We start from the raw sequence: 24,430 nt of genomic DNA, 5'->3' as shown, positions 1-24,430 counted from the left end.
TCGGCTCTTGTTTTATTTGTAAATACCTTCATCTACTAAGTTTTGCACATAGTCAAGGAAAAGCTTAATTGTCGGATGGGATTTCTTTATATTCATATAATGTAATGAAAAATGTCTCATATTTGCATTATCAAGCGGATATGTTATCACCTTGTCGCTATCCAATAAATTCTGAGTGGAAAATCTTGAGCAGATACTTATGCCCATACCGTGAACTATCATCTGCTGTATTGATTCAAGGTCATTTGTCTGTGCAATAACATTTAAGTCGCTTTTCTTTATGCCAAGCCCTTCGAGAAGCTTGCTGGCTACAAATTGTGTGCCGGATCCGTTGGATCTTAATATCATAGGATATTTTAATATATCCGATATTTTGGCATGGCTGTCCCTTAATTTTTTGTATTCCTCCGTTGCAGGTGTAACCAGCATAAGATGATCCGGACATACCTTAAGGCTCTCACAAAGCGGTGAGTTTATGTCTTTGCCGGTAAATGCTATATCAACGCTGTCGCTAAGTAAAAGCTCTGCTATTTCGTCACTGCTTCCCTGCCAGATACTGAAATGCATTTCAGGGTATTTCTCTTTAAAGCCTGCAATAATCTTAGGAAGAAGATAGCCTGAAGGTATGGAGGAAGCGCCTATATGTAACATGCTTTTAGATGACTGTTGCAATGAGAGTACAGCCTGATCCTTGGTTTCCACTATTTTTCTGGCATATGAGAGAAAGGTCTCACCTTCAGGTGTGAGAGTAATGGACTTTGTGGTTCTTAAAAGCAGCTTTCTGCCCAAGTCATCCTCTAAGTTTTGAACATGTGAGCTGATAGTAGATTGTGAAAGATATAAATATTTTGCTGCCTGTGAAAAACTCTTTAATTCGGCGGTGGCAACGAAAGCCTCCAATTGTCTAAATTCCATAAATTATCTCCTTTAATGCTTGTATGCAGTGTTTTATTTCTTCCAAATTATTATTATGTCCAAAGGAAAATCTTATACTTCCTTTCGGGTAGCTTCCAAGACTTTGGTGCGCTGTCGGTGCACAATGAAGTCCTACTCTTGTCTGTATGCCGTATGTATCTTCAAGAATATATGCAATATCCGACGGATCCCTTTCTTTTATATCAATTGACACAACAGCCGCTCTGTTTTTAGTATCGGTTTTACCGTATATCCTGATTTCAGGTATATCTGATATTCCGTCTAAAAAGGCTCCGGTAAGACTAAGTTCCTTTTTTATTATATTGTCCATACCGATTTCATTAATATATTTTAAAGAGGCATTCAGTCCGTATATTCCCGGTATATTTAATGTACCGGATTCAAATCTGTCAGGCATAAAGTCAGGGATATCCAAAGTGTGTGATATACTGCCTGTACCTCCAAGGATAAGCGGTTCTATAATATCTATCATATGTTCTTTTAATATAAAGCCTCCGATACCCTGAGGACCGAGTAATGCCTTATGGCCTGTAAAGGTAAGCACATCTATATTCATGGCTTCCATATCAATGGGGAAAAGACCTGCAGTTTGTGCCGAGTCGACTATAAAATAGAGCTTGTTTTCTCTGCAAAATTTTCCTACTTCAGCTATAGGCATCAAAGTACCACAGATATTTGATGCATGAGTCATTACAACCGCTTTAGTATTTGACTTCAGCATTGAATTAAGTGAGGAGGTATCAAGTGAGCCGTCGCTAAAGCAAGGGATATTGTCATATGAAATACCCGATGAGGAGAGCTGTTTTAGAGGTCTCATTACGGCATTATGCTCCATAGATGATGTCAATATATGATCCCCGCTCTTTAAGAGTCCCTTTAGTACAATATTCAATGATGTAGTAATATTTGCGGTAAAAATAACATTTTTACAATCCCCTCCATTAAACATTGAGCATAGGAGCTGTCTGGTCTCATACAAAATATCTTCTGCCTTATATGCATCTTTATATCCCGAACGATTTACATTGGATCCGACATTTTGTATATAATCAAGCATGGATTCACTAACCTTTGCAGGCTTGGGATATGAAGTTGCGGCATTGTCAAAATAAATTCTTTTCAAAAAGCCACCTCACGAAATATTTGAAGCACAAATAATTATATCTCAATTATAGTTTTATTTATAGACAAAGTCAATAAATGGTTGTGTAAGATTAGTTAATCATATAAATAATATTTAGATTACATGTTATAATTATAAAAAATATTTAGTTTTTTATTTAGAAAACATTAAGGAGGAGAAATGAAGAACGAAAAAGTTGTGATTGGAGGAACGGGAATTATTATCGGAATAATTGCCGTAGTTCTGGTAAAGCTGGGTAATCCTGCCAACATGGGATTTTGTCTTGCTTGTTTTATAAGGGATACAGCAGGCGGACTTGGACTTCACAGAGCGGAGCCTGTACAGTATATCAGACCGGAGATAATGGGACTTATCCTTGGAGCCTTCGGAGTGGCATTTGCCAGAAAGGAATTCAGTGTAAAGGGCGGTTCAAGTCCTTTGCTCAGATTTGTGCTTGGATTTTTTGTAATGATAGGATGCCTTATGTTTTTGGGATGTCCTTTTAGAATGATCCTTCGTATTGCAGGCGGAGATCTAAATGCAATTGTAGGTCTTTTGGGATTTGTCTGTGGAATAGTAGCGGGAATAGTATTTTTAAACAAGGGATATTCACTTGGAAGAACTTATAAACAGGAGCAGGTACAGGGATTTGTAATGCCGATAGTACAGATAGTTTTAATTGTTTTGGTTATTGCGGCACCTGCATTTATCTTCTTTACACCTGCTGACGGAGGTCCGGGAGCAAAGCATGCGGCAGTTATCGTTTCACTTGTTGCAGGTCTTATCGTTGGTGGTATTGCACAGTATACAAGACTTTGCATGGTTGGAGGAATAAGAGATTTTATCCTCTTTAGAGAAACAAGACTTTTGATCGGATTTGTGGCAATACTTGTAGCGGCTCTGGTAGGAAATCTCGTACTTGGAAAGTTTAATTTGGGATTTTTGGAGCAGCCTGTAGCACATAATGACGGACTTTGGAATTTCCTTGGAATGTTGCTTGCAGGATATGGATGCTGCCTTCTTGGTGGATGCCCTCTCAGACAGCTTGTACTTACAGGTGAGGGAAATACAGATTCAGCTTTTACATTCCTTGGATTGTTTGCAGGTGCGGCATTTGCACATAACTTTGCACTTGCGGCATCAGGCAAAGGACCGAGTGCAAACGGAAAAATAGCCGTTATTATAGGACTTGTTGTAGTAACAATAATTGCGGTAGCAAATACGATGAAAAAGGAGAATGCATAATGGTAGATGCAAGAGGATGCTCATGCCCTGAGCCTGTAATAATGATAAAGAAAGCTCTGGCAAGCAAAGAGAGCAGATATGAAATGATGGTCGACAGCAAGAATGCCCTGGAAAATGTCACAAGATTTGTAAAGGGTGAGGGATATAATGTAGAAGTCACAGAGGAAAACGGTGAGTACAAGCTGGTGATCATCAAATGATCAAAAAATATATAGCCACTTTCTTTTCACACTTTGGAGCTATAAGATTTGAAAGAGGACTTAGGGAGTACGGTATTAAGGGTATCGTGAAGCCGGTGCCAAGAAGCCTGAGTTCATCTTGCGGAACCTGTGTGGAGTTTGAAATTGATATGAGTTTAAGTGAAAAGTTCTGGGATGAAAAAGATGTCTTTTATTTAAAAGATAATGAACTTAAGATCAATGATAAGCATAATGAAATAGAGCAGGTGGCTGAAATATCGGAAGAGGGATATAGGAGAATATATACAGCGAAAGAATAGTTATACAGTATTTGTTTTACAATCCCCGAAGCGTTCCGGCGACGACGGGAATTGTAAAATAAATATACTATAGATTATATAATAATAAAATAAAAATAATTTCAATCTTTTTTAAAAAATATGTTGACAACAACTTTTATATATTGTATTATATCGAAGTGTTCAAAAAACAGGAATGCAAAAAAAATAAAAAAAGCGCCTTTAGCTCAGTTGGTAGAGCAGTAGACTCTTAATCTATTTGTCCAGGGTTCGAGTCCCTGAAGGCGCATGAAGGTCCTACTTGATAGACAGTGAGCTATTGGGAAGGGCTTTTTTTGTTGTATAATGAATAAAATTAGGTTATAATTAAAGACAATGCTTAAATGCAAAAGCAGTGAATTTGTTTCGACTTTGTGCAAAGGAGTTTAATATGCTGAGAGTTGGTATGCTAACAAGTGGAGGAGATTGTCAGGCCTTAAACGCAACAATGCGCGGTGTGGCAAAGAGTCTTTACAAATCTGATAAAGAGGTGGAAATAATAGGTTTTCTTGAAGGCTACAAGGGGCTTATGTATGAGGAATACAGAGTAATGAAACCTTCAGATTTTTCGGGTATATTGACAACGGGCGGAACTATGCTCGGAACCAGCCGTCAGCCTTTCAAACTTATGAGAGAGCCCGATGCAAACGGTATGGATAAAGTGGAGGCAATGAAATCAACTTATAAGAAGTTAAAACTTGATTGCCTTGTGGTGCTTGGCGGAAACGGTTCACAAAAAACTGCAAATCTCTTAAGTGAAGAGGGATTAAATGTCATAGGTCTGCCAAAGACCATAGATAATGATCTTTACGGTACGGATATGACATTCGGTTTTCAAAGTGCAATGGAAATAGCTACAAATGCTATTGATTGCATTCATACTACAGCAGCCTCTCACAGCAGAGTCTTTATTGTAGAAGTAATGGGGCATAAGGTGGGATGGCTTACACTGTACGCAGGTCTTGCAGGCGGTGCGGACATCATTTTGATACCTGAGATACCTTATGATATAAAAAAAATAGCCGAGGCTATAAAGACAAGAGAGAAGGAAGGCAAGAAGTTTACCATACTTGCAGTGGCAGAGGGTGCAATATCAAAGGAAGATGCGGCCCTTTCAAAAAAAGAATTAAAAAAGAAGAAGTTAAAAGATGCAGGCAGATATCCTTCCATAAGTTATGAAATAGGAGATATGCTGAGTGCCGAAACAGATGTGGATGTAAGAGTTACGGTTCCGGGACATACTCAAAGAGGCGGAGACCCGAATCCTTATGACAGAGCTCTTTCTACAAGGCTTGGTGCGCATGGAGCCGAACTTATACTTGGAAAAAAGTTTGGTCGTCTTGTGGTATTAAAGGGCACAGAGGTTACGGATATTGCTTTAAATGAGTCTGCCGGCAAGTTAAAATATGTAGATCCCGAGTCTTCACTTGTAAGAGAGGCAAGACTTGTTGGAATAAGTTTTGGCGACAAATAGAAAGGAAGCAGATGGCTTATACAGCATTATATAGGAAGTTTCGACCTTCAAATTTTGATGAGGTAGTAGGTCAGGAAGCTATAACAAGAACTTTAAAAAATCAGTTAAAGACCGGAAGAATATCACATGCATATCTTTTTTGCGGAACAAGAGGTACAGGAAAAACAAGTATAGCCAAGATAATGGCAAGGGCACTCAATTGTGAAAATCCTACAGATGCCGGACCGTGTAATGAATGCCCTACCTGTAAATCAATACTCAGTGAGGCTTCTATAAATGTAGTGGAAATAGATGCGGCTTCCAATAACGGTGTGGATAATATAAGGGATATAAAGGAACAGGTACAATATCCGCCAACTTTCGGAAAGTACAAAGTGTTTATTATAGATGAGGTGCATATGCTTTCTACAGGAGCGTTTAATGCACTTTTAAAAACTCTTGAAGAACCGCCGCAATATGTTATATTTATTCTGGCAACCACAGAGGTACATAAGCTGCCGGTTACAGTGCTGTCAAGATGCCAAAGATATGATTTTAAAAGAATAGGTATCGATACCATATCGGAAAGGCTAAAGATCCTGTGTAAGAGTGAAGGCGTTGATATAGAAGACAGGGCGATTGAGTATATTGCAAAAACTGCGGACGGAGCTATGAGAGATGCACTTAGCCTTTTGGATGAATGTATTTCGTTTTTACAAAATGAAAAGATAAGCTATGAAGCGGTACTGGATATACTGGGTGCTTCAGATATAAGTGTATTTAATGAGCTTTTGGACGGAGTACTTGAGGGCAATACTATAGAAGTGTTGAATCTTTTGAATAATTCCATAATAGACGGAAAAGAGATAGGGCAGTTTGTGACGGATTTTCTATGGTATCTGAGAAATATTCTGATACTTAAGTCCACACAAAATGACAGTTCTTTGGTTGACATGTCGGAACAGAACTTACAAAATTTAAAAGAAAAAGCAAATATTGTTTCCAAAGAAACGCTTATGCGGTATATTAGAAATTTGTCGGAACTGTCCAATAAATTAAAGACGGCCACACAAAAAAGAGTTGTGGCGGAACTTGAATTTATAAGACTTATGACTCCTGAGATGGAGGATAATCTGGACAGTGTACTGGATAGACTCTCAAGGCTTGAGTCCGGAGTAAGACCGGTAAATACGGTGCAAAGAAATGTGGAAGTAACAGAAGATATTCCCGTAGCTGAGGAAGTGATAGAACTTCCAAAGGCAACCTATGATGATTTCATGGCAATAAAGAAGGAATGGAACAGCATAGTGGAACATCTTGGCGGCAAGGCGGGCAGTGTATATAAGGAAGCTGAGATAGAGCCGGTGAAAGAAGGCGGTATAGATGTTATTTTCTTTAATAAGATGTTTTACGATATGGGAAATAAGGAGACGACAATCTTAGATTTGCGTACATTTTTAAGAGAAAAATACGGAAAAGATATTGCAATCCAGATTTCTTTAAGAGAAAATAAGGTTGTAAGAAACACAAGATATGTTTCGATAGACGAGATAAAATCTGTTATAAACGCAGACATTATTATAGAACAGTAAGGAGATATTTATGGCAAAGCGTGGCGGTTTCGGTGGAGGCATGATGCCCGGTAATATAAATCAGTTGATGAAGCAGGCTCAGAAGATGCAAAAGCAGATGGAGGAGCAAAGTGCCGCTTTTGAAGGTAAGGAGTTTAGCGCAAGCGCCGGAGGCGGTGCGGTAAGTATTACCGTTTCAGGTAAAAAGGAAGTCACAAAGGTATCTATAGATAAAGAAGTGGTAGATCCTGACGATGTGGAAATGTTAGAAGATTTGATAATGGCGGCTACAAATGAGGCTCTCAGAAAGATGGAAGAAGAGCATTCCGCACTGATGGGCGGCATTGCAGGTGGAGCAGGAAAGTTGCCATTCTAATGGATTATTACAGCAGTCATATCAGCAAGCTTATAGAGGAACTTTCAAAGCTGCCGGGGGTGGGAGCAAAGTCCGCACAAAGGCTTGCTTTTCACATAATTGGAATGTCAAGTGAACAGGTAGAGTCATTGTCAAAGGCTATAAAAGATGCCAAGGGCAATGTGAATTATTGCAAAGAATGCTATACCTTGACAGACGGAGAAGTCTGTCCTATATGTGCCAGTGAGAAAAGAGATCATAAGACTATAATGGTCGTGGAAAACACAAGGGATTTGGCGGCATATGAAAAGACCGGAAAGTATAATGGAGTATATCATGTTTTGCATGGGGCAATTTCGCCAATGCTTGGAATAGGTCCGGCGGATATTAAGCTGAAGGAACTGATAAAAAGACTTGAGGGTGATGTAAATGAAGTTATAATTGCCACAAACTCCACACTTGAGGGTGAGACTACGGCAATGTATATAGCAAAACTTGTAAAACCCACAGGTATAGAGGTTAGCAGGATAGCAAGCGGAGTCCCTGTAGGTGGGGATTTGGAATATATTGACGAAGTGACTCTTTTGAGGGCACTTGAGGGAAGAAGAGCACTCTAGGGTGCAAAAGTAAAAAATCTTGAGGTTTGGTGCAAGTATGGATAAATATGAATTTAATTTAAAGGTTGAACAACTGAATAAATTGGTGAAAAGCGGTGACTACAAGGCTGCTATGAGAATCACCGATACAATCGACTGGAGTAGAGTTCATAATGCAGGCTTATTGACAACCGTTTCAGAAGTCTATGAAAAAAACGATGAGTATAAGGAAGCCAGAGAAGTATTGCTTTTGGCCTATGACAGAGCACCGGTCGGCAAAAGAGCTTTGTACAGGCTTACCATGCTTGCGATAAAAGAGGGAGATATAGCGGAGGCTGAAGCTTACTACAGAGAATATATCGAGATATCACCTCAAGACAGCAGAAAATATCTTATGGAATATCATATTGCTGTGGCAAAGGGTGAAGACATACATAAGAAGATAAGAATTCTTGAGAAGTACAGTGATATCGAGAAGATGGATGAGCAGTGGAAATATGAACTTGCACAGCTTTATGCTCAAGCAGGAAGAATAGATGACTGTATAAAGACATGTGATGAAATAATGCTTTTATTCGGAGTCGGTGAGTACGTGGAAAAGGCCGCGGCTTTGAAGGAGTCAACAGGCTGTCCTTTGAGCTCAAAGCAGCAGGAGCAGGTTGATAACAAGGAGTTCTATGAGGACAGATTAAATGCGCTTGCAAAACAGTATGAAAGTGAGAATTATCCGAATCTTAATCTGGATGATATGAGTGCATATAAACCCAGAGAGGAAAAAAGAACTACTATAAGTTTGATTGATGAGGAAGAAAGTCCAAATGAGGATGCTTCCATAAATACTGAGCTTTTTCCAAAGACTGTCGGTGTAAACGAAATAAGGATATCAGAAACAACATTTAAGGGGGAAAACGTGAACCCGGAATTTGAAATAGAACTCAAGAGGGCCATAGCAATCACAAATGAAAATTTGAATAAGATGAAGACTGAAGGCGATCATGCATCTATGAGAGAGATAGATGAAGAAGTCAGAGCACATATGGAAAGAGTGGAGAGAATCAAACAGGGAAGATTTAATGCTCCACCGGTCGTGGGTGAAAGAAGAAAAAGCAGAATCAGTAATCATTTTGACAGTATGGGACTTCCAAAAACTCACGGAAGCAGAGATGAACGTGAGGGAATGGATAAAGTACAAAATACATGGATAAGAGATGAAGAGGAAAGAAAGTCTTCAGACAATGACGATACATCTGAAGATTCACACCTTGCGGAGCCTGTTTTAGAAGATACGGTTACTAAAGCCGAACAGGCCAAAGACAGTGAAAATATAAAAGAGCAGGCTGATGAAGTAGTCAAAGCTGATGTAGACGAGGCTGATGTTGCGGATGAGTCGGATATCGAAGAAGAAAAAAATGATAAGATTGATTTGATAAATATCAATACAAATAAGAGTGATGTACTTCAAAGTAATACGGATCAAAGTGATGAGGATGATGATTTCATAGAGGAGATACCTGATGAACCGCCTGTAGAGAATATCACGGTTACAGAAACGGCTTCAACAAAGGTATTGGAAAACTATGTCCCGGAAAAGAAGAATCCTATATTTGATAAGGATGATTTAATAAACAGCTATTTTGACGATGAAATAGACATGGGTGTACCTACAGTTTCATCTGTTATGGCCAAAAGAAAAGAACAAAAGGATGTAGTCCAAAGCAGTATAAAAAGTGAAACAACAATGGAAGTGGTAGATGATGAAGAAATCTATTACACAAAGGAAGAGAGAACTTTTGTAACAAAGGTAAAGAAGGGTGAAGAACCTGAGGAAATCTTTATAGAGCCTGAGTATAAAGAAGTGGAAGCCGAGGATGAAGGTACCGTTATGATAGAAGAAACCGATATTCAAGAGGATACAACAAAAGAAACAGATATCCAAGGGGAAGAAAAAAAGGGAACTGAAGAGATTGCAAAATCCGATTCACCTGAAGATGAAGAAGAGGGCGATACCGTTGTTATTGAAGAGAGTGTGGAAGAGGCTGCAAATGATGAAAGTAGGGAGGTTGATTTACCTGTGCACGGAAAGGTAATGAAAGCAAAAGCGCCAAAATCAAGAGATCCGAAGGAATATTTGATGAGAAGACCGGGCTCCATAATGGTAGAGGGTATAACAGGACAAAAGGCTCTTGAAAATGCTATAGAGGTGTTGAGAGATGTAAATGAACTTACGAAGATAAAGCATACAGTATTAAAAATCAAGGCAAAGAGCCTTAATGCAAAAGGAGTGATGAACTCTATTGATAAGATTAAAGGTAAAGATCTTATTATAGTTGATGCGGGATACCTTGATGATAATACTATTGCGGAACTCATAGAGTTTATCAGAGACGGTAAGGAGACTGTAGTATTTGCGGATACTATAGAAGGCATTGCAAACCTTATAGAAGCAAACGATCTTTTGCATGGAATGAGTCTTGTTATGAGAGAGGAAGAGGTTCCTGTAAAGAGAAAGAATATTGTGGCAAATATTGAGCTGAAGGATAAAGCAAAGGAGCCTGAGAAGGAAGAAAGCAAGGAGGCACAGGAGAAAGCTGTTGAGGAAGACGATACGGAAAAAGAGCCACAGAGTACTGAAGAATTATCGGACCTTGAAATCATAGCGAATATTTTAAAGAAGGAATATGGCGAGGATTTTCAGTTTGAAATGCAGGAAATAGGAAGCTCGGACAGCATTACCTTACATGCAAACAACAATCTAAAGTCTGATGTGAAAGAGGAAGAAAAAGAGGCCATTAAGATTGAGCCTGTTATATCACAGCCTGTAAAGGAAGAAGATAAAGAAGTGGAAAAAGATGAGATACCGGATGAAGAGCCTGTTCAGATTGAAGAGAAGGAAGAAGCCGATATAGCGGATGAGGAAGAAGACGGTGAGGATAACGCTCCTATGGATGTGGACGATTTTATTAACTATGCACTCAGTTATGCAAAGGAAATAGAATGCGTGCTTTACAACAAGGCAAAGTATGCTGTTGAAGAAAGAGCGGATTATATGAAGGAGGATAAAACTCCATTGACCAGAAAGAATGCCAGAAATCTTATAGATCACGCAGCAGACCTTGCTGAAAGGCCGGGGGTTGTGAAGGCTATATTCGGATTTATGAATCCTAAGTATGATAAAGAAGGCAGATTGATTCTAAGAGAGGAGCATTTTAGGATATAATGTGTTTTAATGTTCTGGAGGTCTGTATATTACTGTTTTTTATAGGTATGATAGCGCGAGGGTATATGAAGGGCCTTTTAAAAATATCAATTACAATGCTGGCGCTCATATCAAGTGTAATTGCTTTGAATTTTGTGAATCCATATCTTAGAAATGAGTTGCAGCAAAACACCAAACTAAACCAACTTGTTTTGACCACAATTTATGAAAAAATAGGACTTAATGAGATGCATGAAGACTCATCAAATGCCGATGGAAGAAGAGAGGCGATTGATAAACTGAATGTACCCACAAAGGTCAAAGATGTTTTGAAGAAAAATGATGACAGAGTATTTTATGAAAAGCTCGGAGTATATACTTTTTCAGATTATATTGCAAGCTATGTTACTCAGATGACTGTCAATTCTATAAGTTTCATCGGTTCATTTGTACTGGTTTGGCTGGTGCTTGGGATACTGTTTAAAGGTAACAAGATTCTAAGCAAGATACCGGTTTTGGGCGGAGTCAATCAGCTGCTTGGAGCTTTTACAGGTTTTATTTTTGCATTGATAATATTCTGGGTCGGCTGTATTTTTATCATCGCCCTTTCTACAACAAAGATGGGGGCGAATCTTTCTGAAATGTTGGAATGCAGCCCGATTTTGGTATTTTTATCAAGAATGAACCCTATAGCGGTATTTTTAGGACTGTAGATATGGAGGTTATATGAAATCTAAAAGAAAGCTGATGAATGCATCAAATGTTATAGTCGGACTTTGGGTTATGGCTATGTTTACCATCTTCCCTTTGATTTACAATGATTTTTATTTTGACATCTTGCAGACAAAATATTATACGGTATTGACTCTTTCAATAATAATGATTTTGGCTTTGATTGTAATATGCGGTTTTGCAGGCGGATTTAAAAATTTCTTTGATAATCTGAATAAAAAAGGGTTTGTTGTATGGTTCAAAGAAGAATTCAGCATATGGGATATATGTATAATGGTATTCTGGCTGATGAGTGCACTTTCTACAGCATTTGCAGGAAGATTTATAATGGAATCCATTACAGGAGATAAGGGAAGATATTCGGGACTCTTACTTATTTCTATCTATGTGATACTTTATTTTACAGTAAGTCGCATGTTTTCATTCGGCAAGGTCTACTTTACAGTTTTCCTTGCAGTAAGTATTCCTGTATGTTTGTTTGGATACACAGATTATTTCAATATGGACATATTGGGATTTAAGGAGAAAATAAGTCCTGAGCAGTGGCCGATATTTACTTCGACAATCGGTAATATAAATACATATACTGCGGTATTGGCGTTTTATATCGCCATTGCAGGAACTCTGTTTATTACCACACCTTTTAAAAGTGATAACGGAAGAGGTGAGAGCATTGGAAAAATAGTTTTCTACTATGTGATAATGCTTATGAACTTTATTGCACTTGCAATGGGTACCTCTGATAACGGTTATCTTACACTTGCCGCATTCTTCGGTCTTGTACCTTTTGTGGCATTCAGAACAATGGAAGGTGTAAGAAGATTTATACTCACGATTTTTACTTATCTTCTCGGAATAAAGATAATACAGCTGATAAATATAAGCTATGCGGGCAAAGTGCTCGGTATTTCAGGTTTGTACGATTTTATAAGTGATTTTAAATATCTGGATTTAGTCATTGTTGCTTTGGCAATCGTAGTTATTATCATGTATGTACTTGAATACAGAAAGAAAGAAAAAAGAAGAGACAACGAAGCGCTTTTAAGAAGCTTAAGATATATCTGGCTTGCAATACTTGTTATAGTATTTGCGGCAATAGTATTTATGGGAATGAAGATAAACTCGGATGTAACTGCTGCTAAAGAAAAGTACGGTGCTCTTGCAGATTATTTCGTATTTAACGATTCATGGGGTACTTTCAGAGGTTATATATGGAGAGCCGCTGTGGAAGAGTATATGAAGTTCCCGTTGCTTCACAAGATTTTTGGAAGCGGACCGGATACTTTCGGCTTATATATCGGCTTACTTAGAAACGAAGAAATGACAAGTGTAACCGGTCAGTTCTTTGATGCAACACATAATGAGTATATACAATTTTTATTTACTCTTGGACCTATAGCTACAATAGCCTATATTCTGGCACTTATACTTCCAAGTGTTGAAGCGCTAAGAACAAGACTGTTTTATCTTAGAGACAATACAATGCTGCCATATTTGTATGCATGTGCTATTGCGGTAATTTGCTATGCCACTCAGGCTGTTGTAAATTTGAACTTACCTGTGGTAACACCATTTTTATGGATATTCCTAAGTATCATGGTGGCAATACTTAGAGACAAAGGAGAAGTTATAAATGGATAAGATAATACTTACAGGAGATCGTCCTACGGGAAAGTTACATGTGGGACATTATATCGGCTCTATTAAAAGAAGAGTTGAATTGCAAAATTCAGGAGAATTTAAAAAGATTTTTATAATGGTGGCGGATGCTCAGGCACTCACTGACAATATGGAAAATCCTGAAAAGGTAAGACAGAATATTATAGAGGTAGTACTTGACTATCTGGCATGCGGTATAGATCCTAAGAAGTCTACTATATTCATACAGTCAATGGTACCGGAGCTTACAGAACTGGCATTTTACTATATGAATCTTGTTACTGTTTCAAGACTTCAAAGAAACCCTACAGTAAAGGCTGAGATAGGGCTTAGAAATTTTGAAAACAGTATTCCGGTAGGTTTTTTCACATATCCTATATCACAGGCATCGGATATTACAGCGTTTAAAGCAACTACAGTACCTGTAGGTGAGGATCAGTTGCCTATGATTGAGCAGACCAGAGAGATAGTAAGAAAGTTTAATTCAGTATACGGTGAGACTTTGGTAGAGCCTGAGGCACTTATACCACAGGAAGATGCGGCAAAGAGACTTCCGGGCACGGACGGTAAGGCAAAGATGAGTAAGTCGCTTGGCAACTGTATCTATCTTTCAGATGACGCGGATACGGTGGCATCAGCAATAAAGACTATGTACACAGATCCTTTGCATATAAAGGTAAGTGATCCGGGACATCTTGAAGGAAATACGGTATTTACATATCTGGATGCTTTCTCAAGACCTGAACATTTTACAGAGTACCTTCCGGATTATAATTCACTTGATGAGCTCAAAGAGCATTACACACGTGGCGGATTAGGAGATATGAAGGTAAAGAAGTTCCTTGCGAGCATAATGGAAGAAACCTTGGCACCGATTAGAGCAAGAAGAGCGGAATTTGAAAAAGATATTCCGGCCATCTATGAGATGCTTAAGGAAAGCTGTGAAGTGGCAAGAAATGAAGCCGCAAATACACTTTCAGAAGTAAAGAACGCTATGAGAATAAATTACTTTGATGATATCGAGCTTATAAAGTCACAGGCGGAGAGATTTCACAATAAATAATAAATTTTAAATCCGAGCTTTATTTTATGATCCTATATGAGACTGTAAAATTTAAGGCTTGGATTTTTGATTAAATTTTCTATATAAATTTAAAAACAACACTTGACAGTTGAACAAGCATTCAACTATAATAGCAACATAACAGTTGAACAAGCATTCAACCAAGGGAGGTGTATTGAAGTAGAGAGTTTAAGCAGAGACAAGGCACTGGAAAGAGCAAAGACAAATATGCTTGAAGCTGAAACAATAGATTCACTGTCAAAGCTTTTTAAAGTATTTGGAGATCCGACAAGGATAAAGATACTTTGGGCATTAAATGTACATGAGTTATGTGTACTTGATATTTGTGATGTGCTGGGAATGACGAAGTCGGCGGTATCACATCAGCTTGGTACACTTAAGGAAGCCCGGCTTGTTAAAGCAAGAAGAGAAGGTAAGGAAGTATATTATTCACTTGATGACGAACATGTAAAGGAGATATTTGAAACAGGTATCGTACATGTCTCTCATAGATGTAAAGCAGATTTAGAAGGAGAAAAGAAATGAAGAGAGTTTATAAATTAGAAGGTTTGGATTGTGCGGATTGTGCTGCAAAGCTTGAGAAAAAGCTTGCCGCCATTGACGGTATTACAAGTGCAAATATCAACTTTATGACTTTAAAATGTACTTTGGAGGCAGAGGCTGACAAGTTAAATGATGTTATTGAAAAGGCTATGGAGATAATAAAGATTGAAGAGCCTGATGTAGAGGTAAAGAGAGCGTAATTTAATTAATGCAGGTGTATTCATTAGATAGAAGGATGATATGAACAATAAGCAAAAGAAGATGTTAAGAAAAATAATTATGGGGGCAAGCCTTTATATAATTGCCGTCATAGTTTCAAAAATAAGCTTTTCCATGTCAAATATAATCAGTTTCGGACTGTTCATAGCGGCATATATAATAGTGGGAAAGGATGTATTACTAAAAGCCTTCTCAAATATAAAAAGAGGTAAGGTATTTGATGAAAACTTCCTTATGACTATTGCTACTGTAGGTGCAGTTATAATAGGTGAATATCCGGAAGCTGTCGGAGTTATGCTCTTTTATATGGTGGGTGAATTTTTACAGTCGCTGGCTGTAGATAAATCCAGAAAATCCATATCGGATATGATGAATATAAGACCTGATTATGCAAATCTTGTAAAAGAAGACGGCAGTGTGGAAACTGTGGATCCTTATGATGTGGAAGTAGGAAATATCATACTGGTAAAAGCCGGAGAGATTATTCCTTTAGACGGAACTGTAGTTTCAGGTAAGGCAATGCTTGATACTTCGGCACTTACAGGTGAGTCGGTTCCAAGAAGTGTAAATGAGGGCGCCAATGTATATAGCGGAAGTATAAATAAGGACGGTCTTTTAAAGCTTGAGGTTACGAAGGAATTCAGTGATTCTACAGCAAGTAAAATTCTTGACCTTGTGGAAAATGCCGCAGCAAAGAAGTCAAAGACAGAAAACTTTATCTCGAAGTTTGCGGGGATATATACTCCTATAGTTGTTTTTGCGGCTATAGCACTGGCTGTGATTCCGCCTTTTATATTCCCGGGAACAGGATTTGCCACATGGATTTACAGGGCACTTACATTCTTAGTTGTATCATGCCCTTGTGCATTTGTTATAGCGATTCCTTTAAGCTTTTTCAGCGGCATAGGTGCATCATCAAAAATAGGTGTGCTGATAAAGGGAAGCAATTATCTTGAACTTTTAGCCGGAGTAAAGACTTTTATGTTTGATAAAACCGGTACCTTAACAAAGGGAGTTTTTGAGGTGGTAAGCTTACATCCAAATAATGTGAGTGAAGAAGAATTGTTAAGTAAGGCAGCAATGGCGGAAGAGTATTCTTCACATCCTATAGCAATATCTATTAAAAAGGCATATGAAGAACTGAAAACAGAATCGGAAGAAAATACAAATATTTCCGACAGATTAAGTGACTTAAAAGAGATTGCAGGACATGGTATCAGTATAAAAGTTGACGGCAAAGAGGTTCTTGTAGGTAATGACAAGCTTATGAGTTCAAACAGTATAGATTTTGAAAAAAGTGAAGAATTCGGAAGTGTTGTCTATGTGGCTGAGGAAGGCAAATTCTTAGGATCGATTGTAATAAATGATCGAATAAAGGAAGATGCAGGTGAAAGCCTGATTGCACTAAAGAGTGTCGGAGTTGAAAAGTCTGTAATGCTTACAGGCGATATAAAAGAGGTCGCGGATGTAGTGGCAAATGAGCTGGGAATTGACTATGCATACTCTGAACTTTTACCACAGGATAAGGTTGAAAAGGTGGAAGAGGAACTTGATGACAATAAAATACTGGCATTTGTAGGTGACGGATTAAACGATGCTCCGGTTTTGGCAAGAGCCGATATAGGTATTGCAATGGGAGGTATAGGTTCCGACGCAGCTATTGAAGCGGCGGATGTGGTTATAATGGATGATAAGCTTTACAATATAGTAAGAGGTATCAAACTTGCAAAAAGAACTATGAGCATTGCAAAGCAAAATATTATATTTGCTTTGGGTGTTAAGCTTATTTTCCTATTGCTTGCGGCCATAGGTTTTGGTACTATGTGGGAAGCGGTATTCGCTGATGTAGGTGTAACTGTACTTTGTGTAATCAATGCTATGAGAAACCTGCAGACAAAAAACATATAATGGAGATTTTATGGAAAAGATAACAAGCTTTACAATAGATCATCTGAAGCTTTTGCCGGGAGTTTATGTGTCAAGAAAAGATAATGTCGGTGAAGAGATAGTTACCACATTTGATATAAGAATGACCAGGCCGAATTTTGAGCCGGTAATAAATACTGCGGAGCTTCATGCTATTGAGCATCTGGGAGCAACATTTTTAAGAAACCACAAAGATTACGGAGAGAGTATTCTATATTTCGGACCTATGGGATGTAGAACAGGATTTTACCTGCTTTTAAAGGGCAATCATGAGTCAAATGAGATTATACCTTTGCTTAAGGAGATGTTCGAGTTTATAAAGAACTATGAGGGAGAGGTTCCCGGAGCCTGTGCAAAGGACTGTGGCAACTATCTGGATATAAATTTGCCTATGGCAAGATATATTTCAGCTAAGTATCTTGATGAAGTATTGTCTGATATATCAAAAGAGAGACTGATATATCCTGAATAAATTTGAAAATATATTTAAATAAGATTTAAAGGTATGTAAGCTTCGGCCTATATACCTTTTTAAAATGTAAGCAATAAAACCTTATTTGTAAATTCTTACAAAAGAAGGAATGATTCCTATTATTAGGGAGTAAAAACCGGAGAAATTAATTTTATACAATAAAAAAGTGTAGAAAATCGAGATAAGAATAAGTATAATTGTACCGTTAAATATTCTTCGCTTACTATATTTAATAGTAAAAGGACAACGGAAGGAGGAGTACATATCAACACATTAAGAAAACGTTTGACCGGAGTACTGTCATTCATACTTGCACTTATAATTACATTTACCTCTGTGCCAATCGACGCACATGCAACAGGTATAGGTAGTCAAGTTACAACAAAAATAGGATACTCTGTAAGTAGTCAAACAACATCGCTGATAGGAAAACAGGAATCTTACAGTATTCAGACGGGTATTTCAGGTACGGTAGGAAGTTATACACTGCCATACTCAATCATTTATTTGTCAAAAGACAAATTTGAGGAACCGTCTGCAGCGGATGTATCAACAGCCAACTTCATACAAGGAGTTACAGTTGATAGCACAAGCGATGCACAATACTATAAGATAAAAGTTACCTATAGACAATTGACGGCAGGACCGCCTGTTACATTCCCGTTTAGAGCAGTTCTCAAAAACTTGAATGTCGCCGGAGGGGAGCAGGTTAATATTAAGACAACTTTCCACGACAAAGACGGAGTGGAGATTGTAAACGACAACAAAAATTTCACTGCTGCAGGCTATGTGGCAGGTATTGAAGGAAATGACAACAGTCAGACTAATCCGAGACAGATGGGTTATGGTGAGACAATCGTAGATGCGGATGTTGATTCAACACATACAAAATTTTCACCAAATTACCAAAACGATATCACATTCTCTATTATGAACGGAAAAAAGAACGCGACCAATGGAGAAGTGAGAGTAGTATATTCGGAAGGTTTGGATAAGAGACCGGTTAGAGTAACCGTTACATTGCCTTCAACATCGGTTTGGGATGCTTCATTACCGAACAATGCAGGCTGGACTTATAATTCGGCTGACAATACAATTACAAAAGATTTTACAAGAACAGGCTATGAGTTTAGGCCTCTTTTTACCATAAAGTATGGAACCGGAACCACAGTGGGACGACAGACTTTCCCGGTAAAAACGGCACTTGTAAACACTGACGGAAGTGCAGATTCCACAACAGAGAGAAACGGTAGCGTATTTAAGGATTATTCTTATGTAAGAAAGCTTAAAGGAAACAAATATCACCTTCGCTACAATTATGCGGTTCCCGTAAAAGAAGAATACAAACATGCTTATTTAATTACAGCAGGACAGTATTGGGGAACTACGGTAGTACAAAATACTACAACAACATTAAATACAATCATTGATGAGCCATGGAGTCCAAGCCTTTTTACAGGTTACGGAATCCGTGTACAAAACGGTTATTTTGATGCCGCAAATCTTGCGCTTATAGCTCAAAACAAGCTGATCGGTGTAAATGATGACGGCAGCGAGGAAGTTATACAGACAAATGTGCCGTATGAAGTGGTAAATAATGATGCGGCTATGACAACAGACAGCATACCGATTGCCATGACACCTAAGCACTATAAGAGTGTAAGACTTGAATTTGACAACGAGGTGACAATATCAAAGTACGGTGAGAAGGCTATAGGTCTTGTAGTTGAGACACAGCTTACACCTGCCGAGTTTACAAAGGAGAAAAACAGACTTGCTGCAAATCCTTCACCTTCATCCTCAAATGTTACAAATACAGGTAAGGTACAGTCATACTCCAACGGCGTATGGACAACTATAAGCTCAAATGCGGTATATATTATGCGTGAAGAGTATGCTCAGATGCAGCTTGATAAATTAAGTCAGAAGATCAACGGCAATACTTCTTCAAATATAGCCTACACCGGAAATACCATGGAATATGAGATGAATGTCAACTATGACAATTCATATATATTCAGCGAGGACAGAGATGTAGAAAACGGTAAGCTTGTTATGGTTGTCGATCCGGAGTTAAACTTTAACAGCATTACAGTCGGAGGAACGCCTTACTTTACAGTTGATGCAAATCCTACCGAAGTAGCCAATTACGGCGGAACAGGAAAGAAAGCATATATCTTCGATCTCAATAATTTTGCCTTCAAAAAGCAACAGCAGGCAATTTTTAAGAGAGATAATATAAAGGTTTCATTTACTCCAAGTTCAAGTCTTGAGCCGGGAGAACATAAAGTTGAAGCTATACTTTCATGGACCAATAATACGGATCAGGCAAACAGTAAGGATCCTCACACAGTATTTTCAAAGGCTACTGCAAATTACCTTGATATTTATGATTCAAACGAGAACGGAAGTACAAATGACAGACTTTCAAGAATAGAGTGGAAGTTCAACTTCGTACCTCCACAGTCGGTTATCATAAACAAGGTTGAAAAGCTTGAATCCGAGCCTGACAGTGCATACCGTGCAAAGATGAAAGCTGAAAAGGATGAGATAGTTCAATATCGTATCATGGCTTATAACAACTCAAATGCGGATGCAACAGAGTTGAATTTCTTGGATGTTTTCCCATATGTGGGAGATAAGAACACGGTAAAGGACTATGCCGGAAATTATGTAGACCGAGGTTCCAAATTTGCAACTGTTTTACAAGGACCTGTAACTGCTCCGGCAGGATATACGGTTTACTATTCTACAGATTCACCTAAGGATACATTTGCCGAGAACCTTGCAAATACCTGGGTAAATGCTTCAGGTATTTCAGACTGGAGTCAGGTAACAATGTTTAAGGCTATAATGAATACAGGTGTGAAGCTGGAAAGGGATGACAAGGAGTATTTTACTTACAAGGTAAAAATGCCTGATACAAAAGATTTGGATGAAGCTGATACAAGTAACAACTCTATTGCAACATGGTATGGAAACAATATTGACGGTGCAAATGAGGCAATCAACTCAAAGGTTGGTATTTATAAGTATCAGGTATCCGGAAAAGCATACTATGATGTTAATGATGACGGGGAGTATGGTACAGGAGATGTGCTGATTGCAAACCGTCCTGTAAAGCTTTTAAAAGACGGAAATGTTATTGCCGAAACTACAACAGACGCAAACGGTGATTATGCTTTCAAAAACATTATCACAAATGCAGGTAACTACAATGTGGTGGTCGAAACATTAACAAGTGATACAATCATTCCAAATAATCCAAGCACAAGTTCGGTAATAGGACAGGATTTTAACTCTACAGAGTCTTTAGCCTCAACATTGTTTAGCGGACAGACAAGTACTTGGGCAAAAACAGATGTAAGCCTTACAAAGATAAAGACTAAATCTGTTAAAAACATAGGTCTGAAAAATCAGACTTCAAATCTTACGGTAAAACATATAAAGATTGATGACAACACCGAACTTATACCGGATACAACGACTGCTGCAGGTGTGGGAACACCATATACCACAGCGGCGGTTACAACAGATCCGAATTATGAGGTGGATACAACACAGCTTCCGGCAAATGCAAACGGTACTTATACGACTACAGACACAACTGTTGTTTATAAGTATAAGAGGAAAAATGCAGGAAAAGTTACAGTGCATCATTATGAAGTAGGTACAACTACAGAGCTTTACAAAGCTCCGGGTGCAACTGCGGCAGGACCTGAGGAACTTGACGGAACAAATAAGCTTGGCCTTTCATATACAACGCAGAGCAGAGAAAATGATATAGCAAACTTTGAGCTTACAACTCCTGCACCTACAAATTCGACAGGAACATTTACTACAGGAGAGCAGGAAGTAATTTATTACTACAAGAGAAAGGATGCCGGAAAAGTTATAGTACACCACTATGAAACAGGGCAGACTACAGAGCTTTACACACCGGCAGGAAAAACTTCACCACAAGCTGAAGAACTTGGCGGAAGCGGAAAGCTTGGACTTCCTTATACAACTGCAAGCAGAGAAAATGATATAGCAAACTTTGAACTCACAACACCGGCACCTACAAATGCAACAGGTACATTTACTACCGGAGTGCAGGAAGTAACTTATTTCTACAAGAGAAAGAATGCGGGAAATGTAGTGGTAAATTATCTTGAGCAGGGTACAAATGCGGTGCTTGATACTCAGGAGACTTTGGACGGAACCGGAAAGCTTGGAACATCCTTTACAACAGTACAAAAGAACATCAATGATTATGATTTTGTATCTGTAAGTCCTGCAGCAAGCGGAACCTTTACAAGCGGAACACAGACCGTCAACTACTACTATAAGAGAAAAGATGTTGGAGATATTGTAGTAAAATATGTAGAGCAGGGTAGCGGCACGGAGCTTGACACTCAGACAGTAATGAGCGGAGCAGGAAAGTCGGGACTTAGCTATACAACTACACCGAAGAACATTGCGGATTACGAGGTGGTAAGTACAACACCTGCAAACCATACCGGAACATATCCAAGTACAGGAACAACAACAGTAGTATATGAGTACAGAAGAAAGACCGCAGGAGATGTGGTAGTAAAATATGTAGAGCAGGGTAGCGGCACGGAGCTTGACACTCAGACAGTAATGAGCGGAGCAGGAAAGTCGGGACTTAGCTATACAACTACACCGAAGACTATTACAGATTATGAGGTGGTAAGTACAACACCTGCAAACCACACCGGAACATATCCAAGTACAGGAACAACAACAGTAGTATATGAGTACAGGAGAAAGAACGCAGGAGATGTTACAGTACACCATTATGAACAGGGTACTACAACACCGCTTGTACCTGATATCACAATGAGTGGTAGCGGAAAACTCGGAACTCCATATAATACTACAGAACAGACCATTCCGAACTTTACATTGGTGAGCACACCTGCAAATCAGAACGGTACATATACAACCGGAAATCAGGTAGTAACTTATTACTATAAGAGAAATGATGCCGGAAATGTAGTGGTAAATTATCTTGAGCAGGGTACAAATGCGGTGCTTGATACTCAGGAGACTTTAGACGGAACAGGAAAGCTTGGAACAGCATTTACAACAGTACAAAAGAATATAAATGATTATGATTTTGTATCTGTAAGTCCTGCAGCAAACGGAACATTTACAAGCGGAACACAGACCGTCAACTACTACTATAAGAGAAAAGATGCAGGAAATGTATTGGTACACCACGTAGAGCTGGGCACAACAAACTCTCTTTCTCCTGATGAGAATCTAAACGGTGCAGGAAATGCGGGATTGCCATATACAACAAGCCCTGCAAATATAGCAAACTACACCGTAGTAAATGCTGCACCTGCAAATAACACCGGAACATATCCGGCAACAGGAACAATAGTAGTAACATATGAGTACAAGAGAAATGATGCAGGAGATGTAGTTGTACATCACTATATTGACGGAACAACAACACCGCTTGTACCGGATACCACAATGAGTGGAACCGGAAAGCTCGGATTACCGTATACAACTACTGAGCATAGTATTCCGAACTTTACATTGGTAGCCCAACCGACAAATAAGAACGGAAACTATACTACAGGAAACCAGACTGTAACTTACCTTTATAGAAGAAATGATGCAGGAAATGTATTAGTTCACCATGTAGAACAGGGAACAGGAACACCACTGGCTCCTGATGAGAACTTAAGCGGTGCAGGCAAGTCAGGACTTCCATATACAACAAGCCCTGCAAATGTAACAAACTTTACAGTAGTAAATACTACACCTGCAAACAATACTGGAACATATCCTGCAACAGGAACAACAGTGGTAACATATGAGTATAAGAGAAATGATGCTCAGAGTATAACTGTAAAATATGTAGAACAGGGAAGCGGAACACCTCTGGATACAGATGATGTAATGGGAGGAGTCGGAAAACTCGGACTTCCTTACACAACAACAGAGAAGAACATCCCTAACTACGAGTTGGTAGCACAACCTGCCAATAAGAACGGAACATATACAAATACACCACAGACAGTAATCTATGAATATAGAAGAATACCTGCCGGAGATGTGACAACTATATATGTAGATGAGGACGGAAATGAGATAGATATTCCTGATACACAAAGCGGAACAGGAAAGCTGGGACTTCCATACACAACTACATCAAAGACAATACAAAACTTCACATTAGTGAGCGTACCGTCTAACGCAACAGGAACATTCACACCGGGACCACAGACAGTAACCTATGTATATAGAAGAGCTGATGCGGGAGATGTAACCGTATACCACAAATCAGTATATGATAACAGCGACTTAAGCACACCGACAGTACTTGACGGAAGCAGAAAGCTGGGATTACCATATACAACAAGCCCTGAGACTTACTCAGACTATGAGATAGATACAGTACCGTCTAACGCAACAGGAACATATGTAAGCGGAAGCCAAACTGTAACATATCTATACAAGAGAAAGCAGTCAGGCGGAGTAACGGTAAATTATCTGGACAATCATGGAAACAGAATTGAGACACCTGATACAATAACAGGAACAGATAATGTAGGCTTGCCATACATAACAACACCGAAGACAATACCGGGATATACTCTTATAACAGTACCGGGTAACGCAAACGGAATATTTACGCCGGATCCGATAACTGTAAACTATATCTATAAGCGTGATGATGCGGGAGATGTTGTAGTAGAGCATATAGATGAGAACGGAAATGTACCTTTAGAGAGCCCTGAGGTACTTGACGGAAGAGAGAAACTTGGAGAGAACTATAC

General features: G+C 38.7%; 18 protein-coding genes and 1 tRNA gene. 17 read left to right on the top strand and 2 right to left on the bottom strand.

Annotation, left to right across the window (positions count from 1 at the left end):
* Positions 1–12 precede the first annotated feature (12 nt).
* Complete coding sequence (locus tag SBH76_RS10235; RefSeq protein ID WP_290648848.1) at positions 13–915, bottom strand: selenium metabolism-associated LysR family transcriptional regulator; 903 nt, start codon at positions 913–915, stop codon at positions 13–15.
* The gene (locus SBH76_RS10230; RefSeq protein WP_317977734.1) at positions 905–2,059 is read right to left on the bottom strand and encodes an aminotransferase class V-fold PLP-dependent enzyme; all 1,155 of its coding nucleotides are present in this window, start codon (positions 2,057–2,059) and stop codon (positions 905–907) included. Before SBH76_RS10230 ends, SBH76_RS10235 begins: the two co-directional genes overlap by 11 nt.
* Positions 2,060–2,239: 180 nt before the next feature.
* Between SBH76_RS10230 and yedE the strand changes: the two genes are divergently transcribed.
* The 17 genes from yedE to SBH76_RS10145 all read left to right on the top strand — a co-directional run.
* The gene (yedE, locus tag SBH76_RS10225) at positions 2,240–3,304 is read left to right on the top strand and encodes a YedE family putative selenium transporter (protein ID WP_317977733.1); all 1,065 of its coding nucleotides are present in this window, start codon (positions 2,240–2,242) and stop codon (positions 3,302–3,304) included.
* A complete protein-coding gene (locus SBH76_RS10220; RefSeq protein WP_317977732.1) occupies positions 3,304–3,504 on the top strand; it encodes a sulfurtransferase TusA family protein in 201 nt (66 codons plus the stop codon). Before yedE ends, SBH76_RS10220 begins: the two co-directional genes overlap by 1 nt.
* On the top strand, positions 3,501–3,803 hold the full coding sequence (locus SBH76_RS10215; protein ID WP_317977731.1) for a putative Se/S carrier protein: 303 nt from the start codon (positions 3,501–3,503) through the stop codon (positions 3,801–3,803). The genes SBH76_RS10220 and SBH76_RS10215 overlap by 4 nt, the downstream gene beginning before the upstream one ends.
* A 195-nt stretch (positions 3,804–3,998) precedes the next feature.
* Positions 3,999–4,071, top strand: a tRNA-Lys gene (locus SBH76_RS10210).
* 141 nt (positions 4,072–4,212) lie between these two features.
* Positions 4,213–5,295: a 6-phosphofructokinase gene (locus SBH76_RS10205; RefSeq protein ID WP_314098138.1), complete on the top strand. Its 1,083-nt coding sequence runs from the start codon at positions 4,213–4,215 to the stop codon at positions 5,293–5,295.
* 11 nt (positions 5,296–5,306) lie between these two features.
* Positions 5,307–6,866, top strand: a complete 1,560-nt coding sequence (gene dnaX, locus SBH76_RS10200) for a DNA polymerase III subunit gamma/tau (RefSeq protein ID WP_317977730.1) — start codon at positions 5,307–5,309, stop codon at positions 6,864–6,866.
* Positions 6,867–6,876: 10 nt separating this feature from the next.
* Entirely contained in the window at positions 6,877–7,221 is a 345-nt protein-coding gene (locus SBH76_RS10195) for a YbaB/EbfC family nucleoid-associated protein (RefSeq protein ID WP_034211039.1), read from the top strand.
* A complete protein-coding gene (recR, locus tag SBH76_RS10190; RefSeq protein ID WP_128674335.1) occupies positions 7,221–7,817 on the top strand; it encodes a recombination mediator RecR in 597 nt (198 codons plus the stop codon). Before SBH76_RS10195 ends, recR begins: the two co-directional genes overlap by 1 nt.
* Positions 7,818–7,854: 37 nt before the next feature.
* Positions 7,855–11,013, top strand: coding sequence for a tetratricopeptide repeat protein (locus SBH76_RS10185; RefSeq protein ID WP_317977729.1), 3,159 nt, complete (start codon positions 7,855–7,857; stop codon positions 11,011–11,013).
* A gap of 65 nt (positions 11,014–11,078) precedes the next feature.
* On the top strand, positions 11,079–11,705 hold the full coding sequence (locus SBH76_RS10180; RefSeq protein WP_009664276.1) for a CvpA family protein: 627 nt from the start codon (positions 11,079–11,081) through the stop codon (positions 11,703–11,705).
* Between the two features lie 13 nt (positions 11,706–11,718).
* Positions 11,719–13,365: an O-antigen ligase family protein gene (locus SBH76_RS10175; protein WP_317977728.1), complete on the top strand. Its 1,647-nt coding sequence runs from the start codon at positions 11,719–11,721 to the stop codon at positions 13,363–13,365.
* On the top strand, positions 13,358–14,446 hold the full coding sequence (trpS, locus tag SBH76_RS10170) for a tryptophan--tRNA ligase (protein WP_317977727.1): 1,089 nt from the start codon (positions 13,358–13,360) through the stop codon (positions 14,444–14,446). The genes SBH76_RS10175 and trpS overlap by 8 nt, the downstream gene beginning before the upstream one ends.
* Before the next feature lie 228 nt (positions 14,447–14,674).
* A complete protein-coding gene (locus SBH76_RS10165) occupies positions 14,675–14,992 on the top strand; it encodes an ArsR/SmtB family transcription factor (RefSeq protein WP_317977760.1) in 318 nt (105 codons plus the stop codon).
* On the top strand, positions 14,989–15,210 hold the full coding sequence (locus SBH76_RS10160) for a cation transporter (RefSeq protein WP_290648829.1): 222 nt from the start codon (positions 14,989–14,991) through the stop codon (positions 15,208–15,210). The genes SBH76_RS10165 and SBH76_RS10160 overlap by 4 nt, the downstream gene beginning before the upstream one ends.
* Positions 15,211–15,250: 40 nt before the next feature.
* The gene (locus tag SBH76_RS10155) at positions 15,251–17,137 is read left to right on the top strand and encodes a heavy metal translocating P-type ATPase (RefSeq protein WP_317977726.1); all 1,887 of its coding nucleotides are present in this window, start codon (positions 15,251–15,253) and stop codon (positions 17,135–17,137) included.
* A gap of 10 nt (positions 17,138–17,147) precedes the next feature.
* Positions 17,148–17,627, top strand: a complete 480-nt coding sequence (locus SBH76_RS10150; protein ID WP_314098155.1) for an S-ribosylhomocysteine lyase — start codon at positions 17,148–17,150, stop codon at positions 17,625–17,627.
* 285 nt (positions 17,628–17,912) lie between these two features.
* A partial coding sequence (locus tag SBH76_RS10145; protein ID WP_317977725.1) for a MucBP domain-containing protein occupies positions 17,913–24,430 on the top strand: 6,518 nt, incomplete at its 3' end.

Source organism: Lachnoanaerobaculum sanguinis (assembly GCF_033242365.1).
GTDB lineage: Bacteria > Bacillota > Clostridia > Lachnospirales > Lachnospiraceae > Lachnoanaerobaculum > Lachnoanaerobaculum sanguinis.
This window is presented reverse-complemented; position numbering and strand designations above follow the sequence as displayed.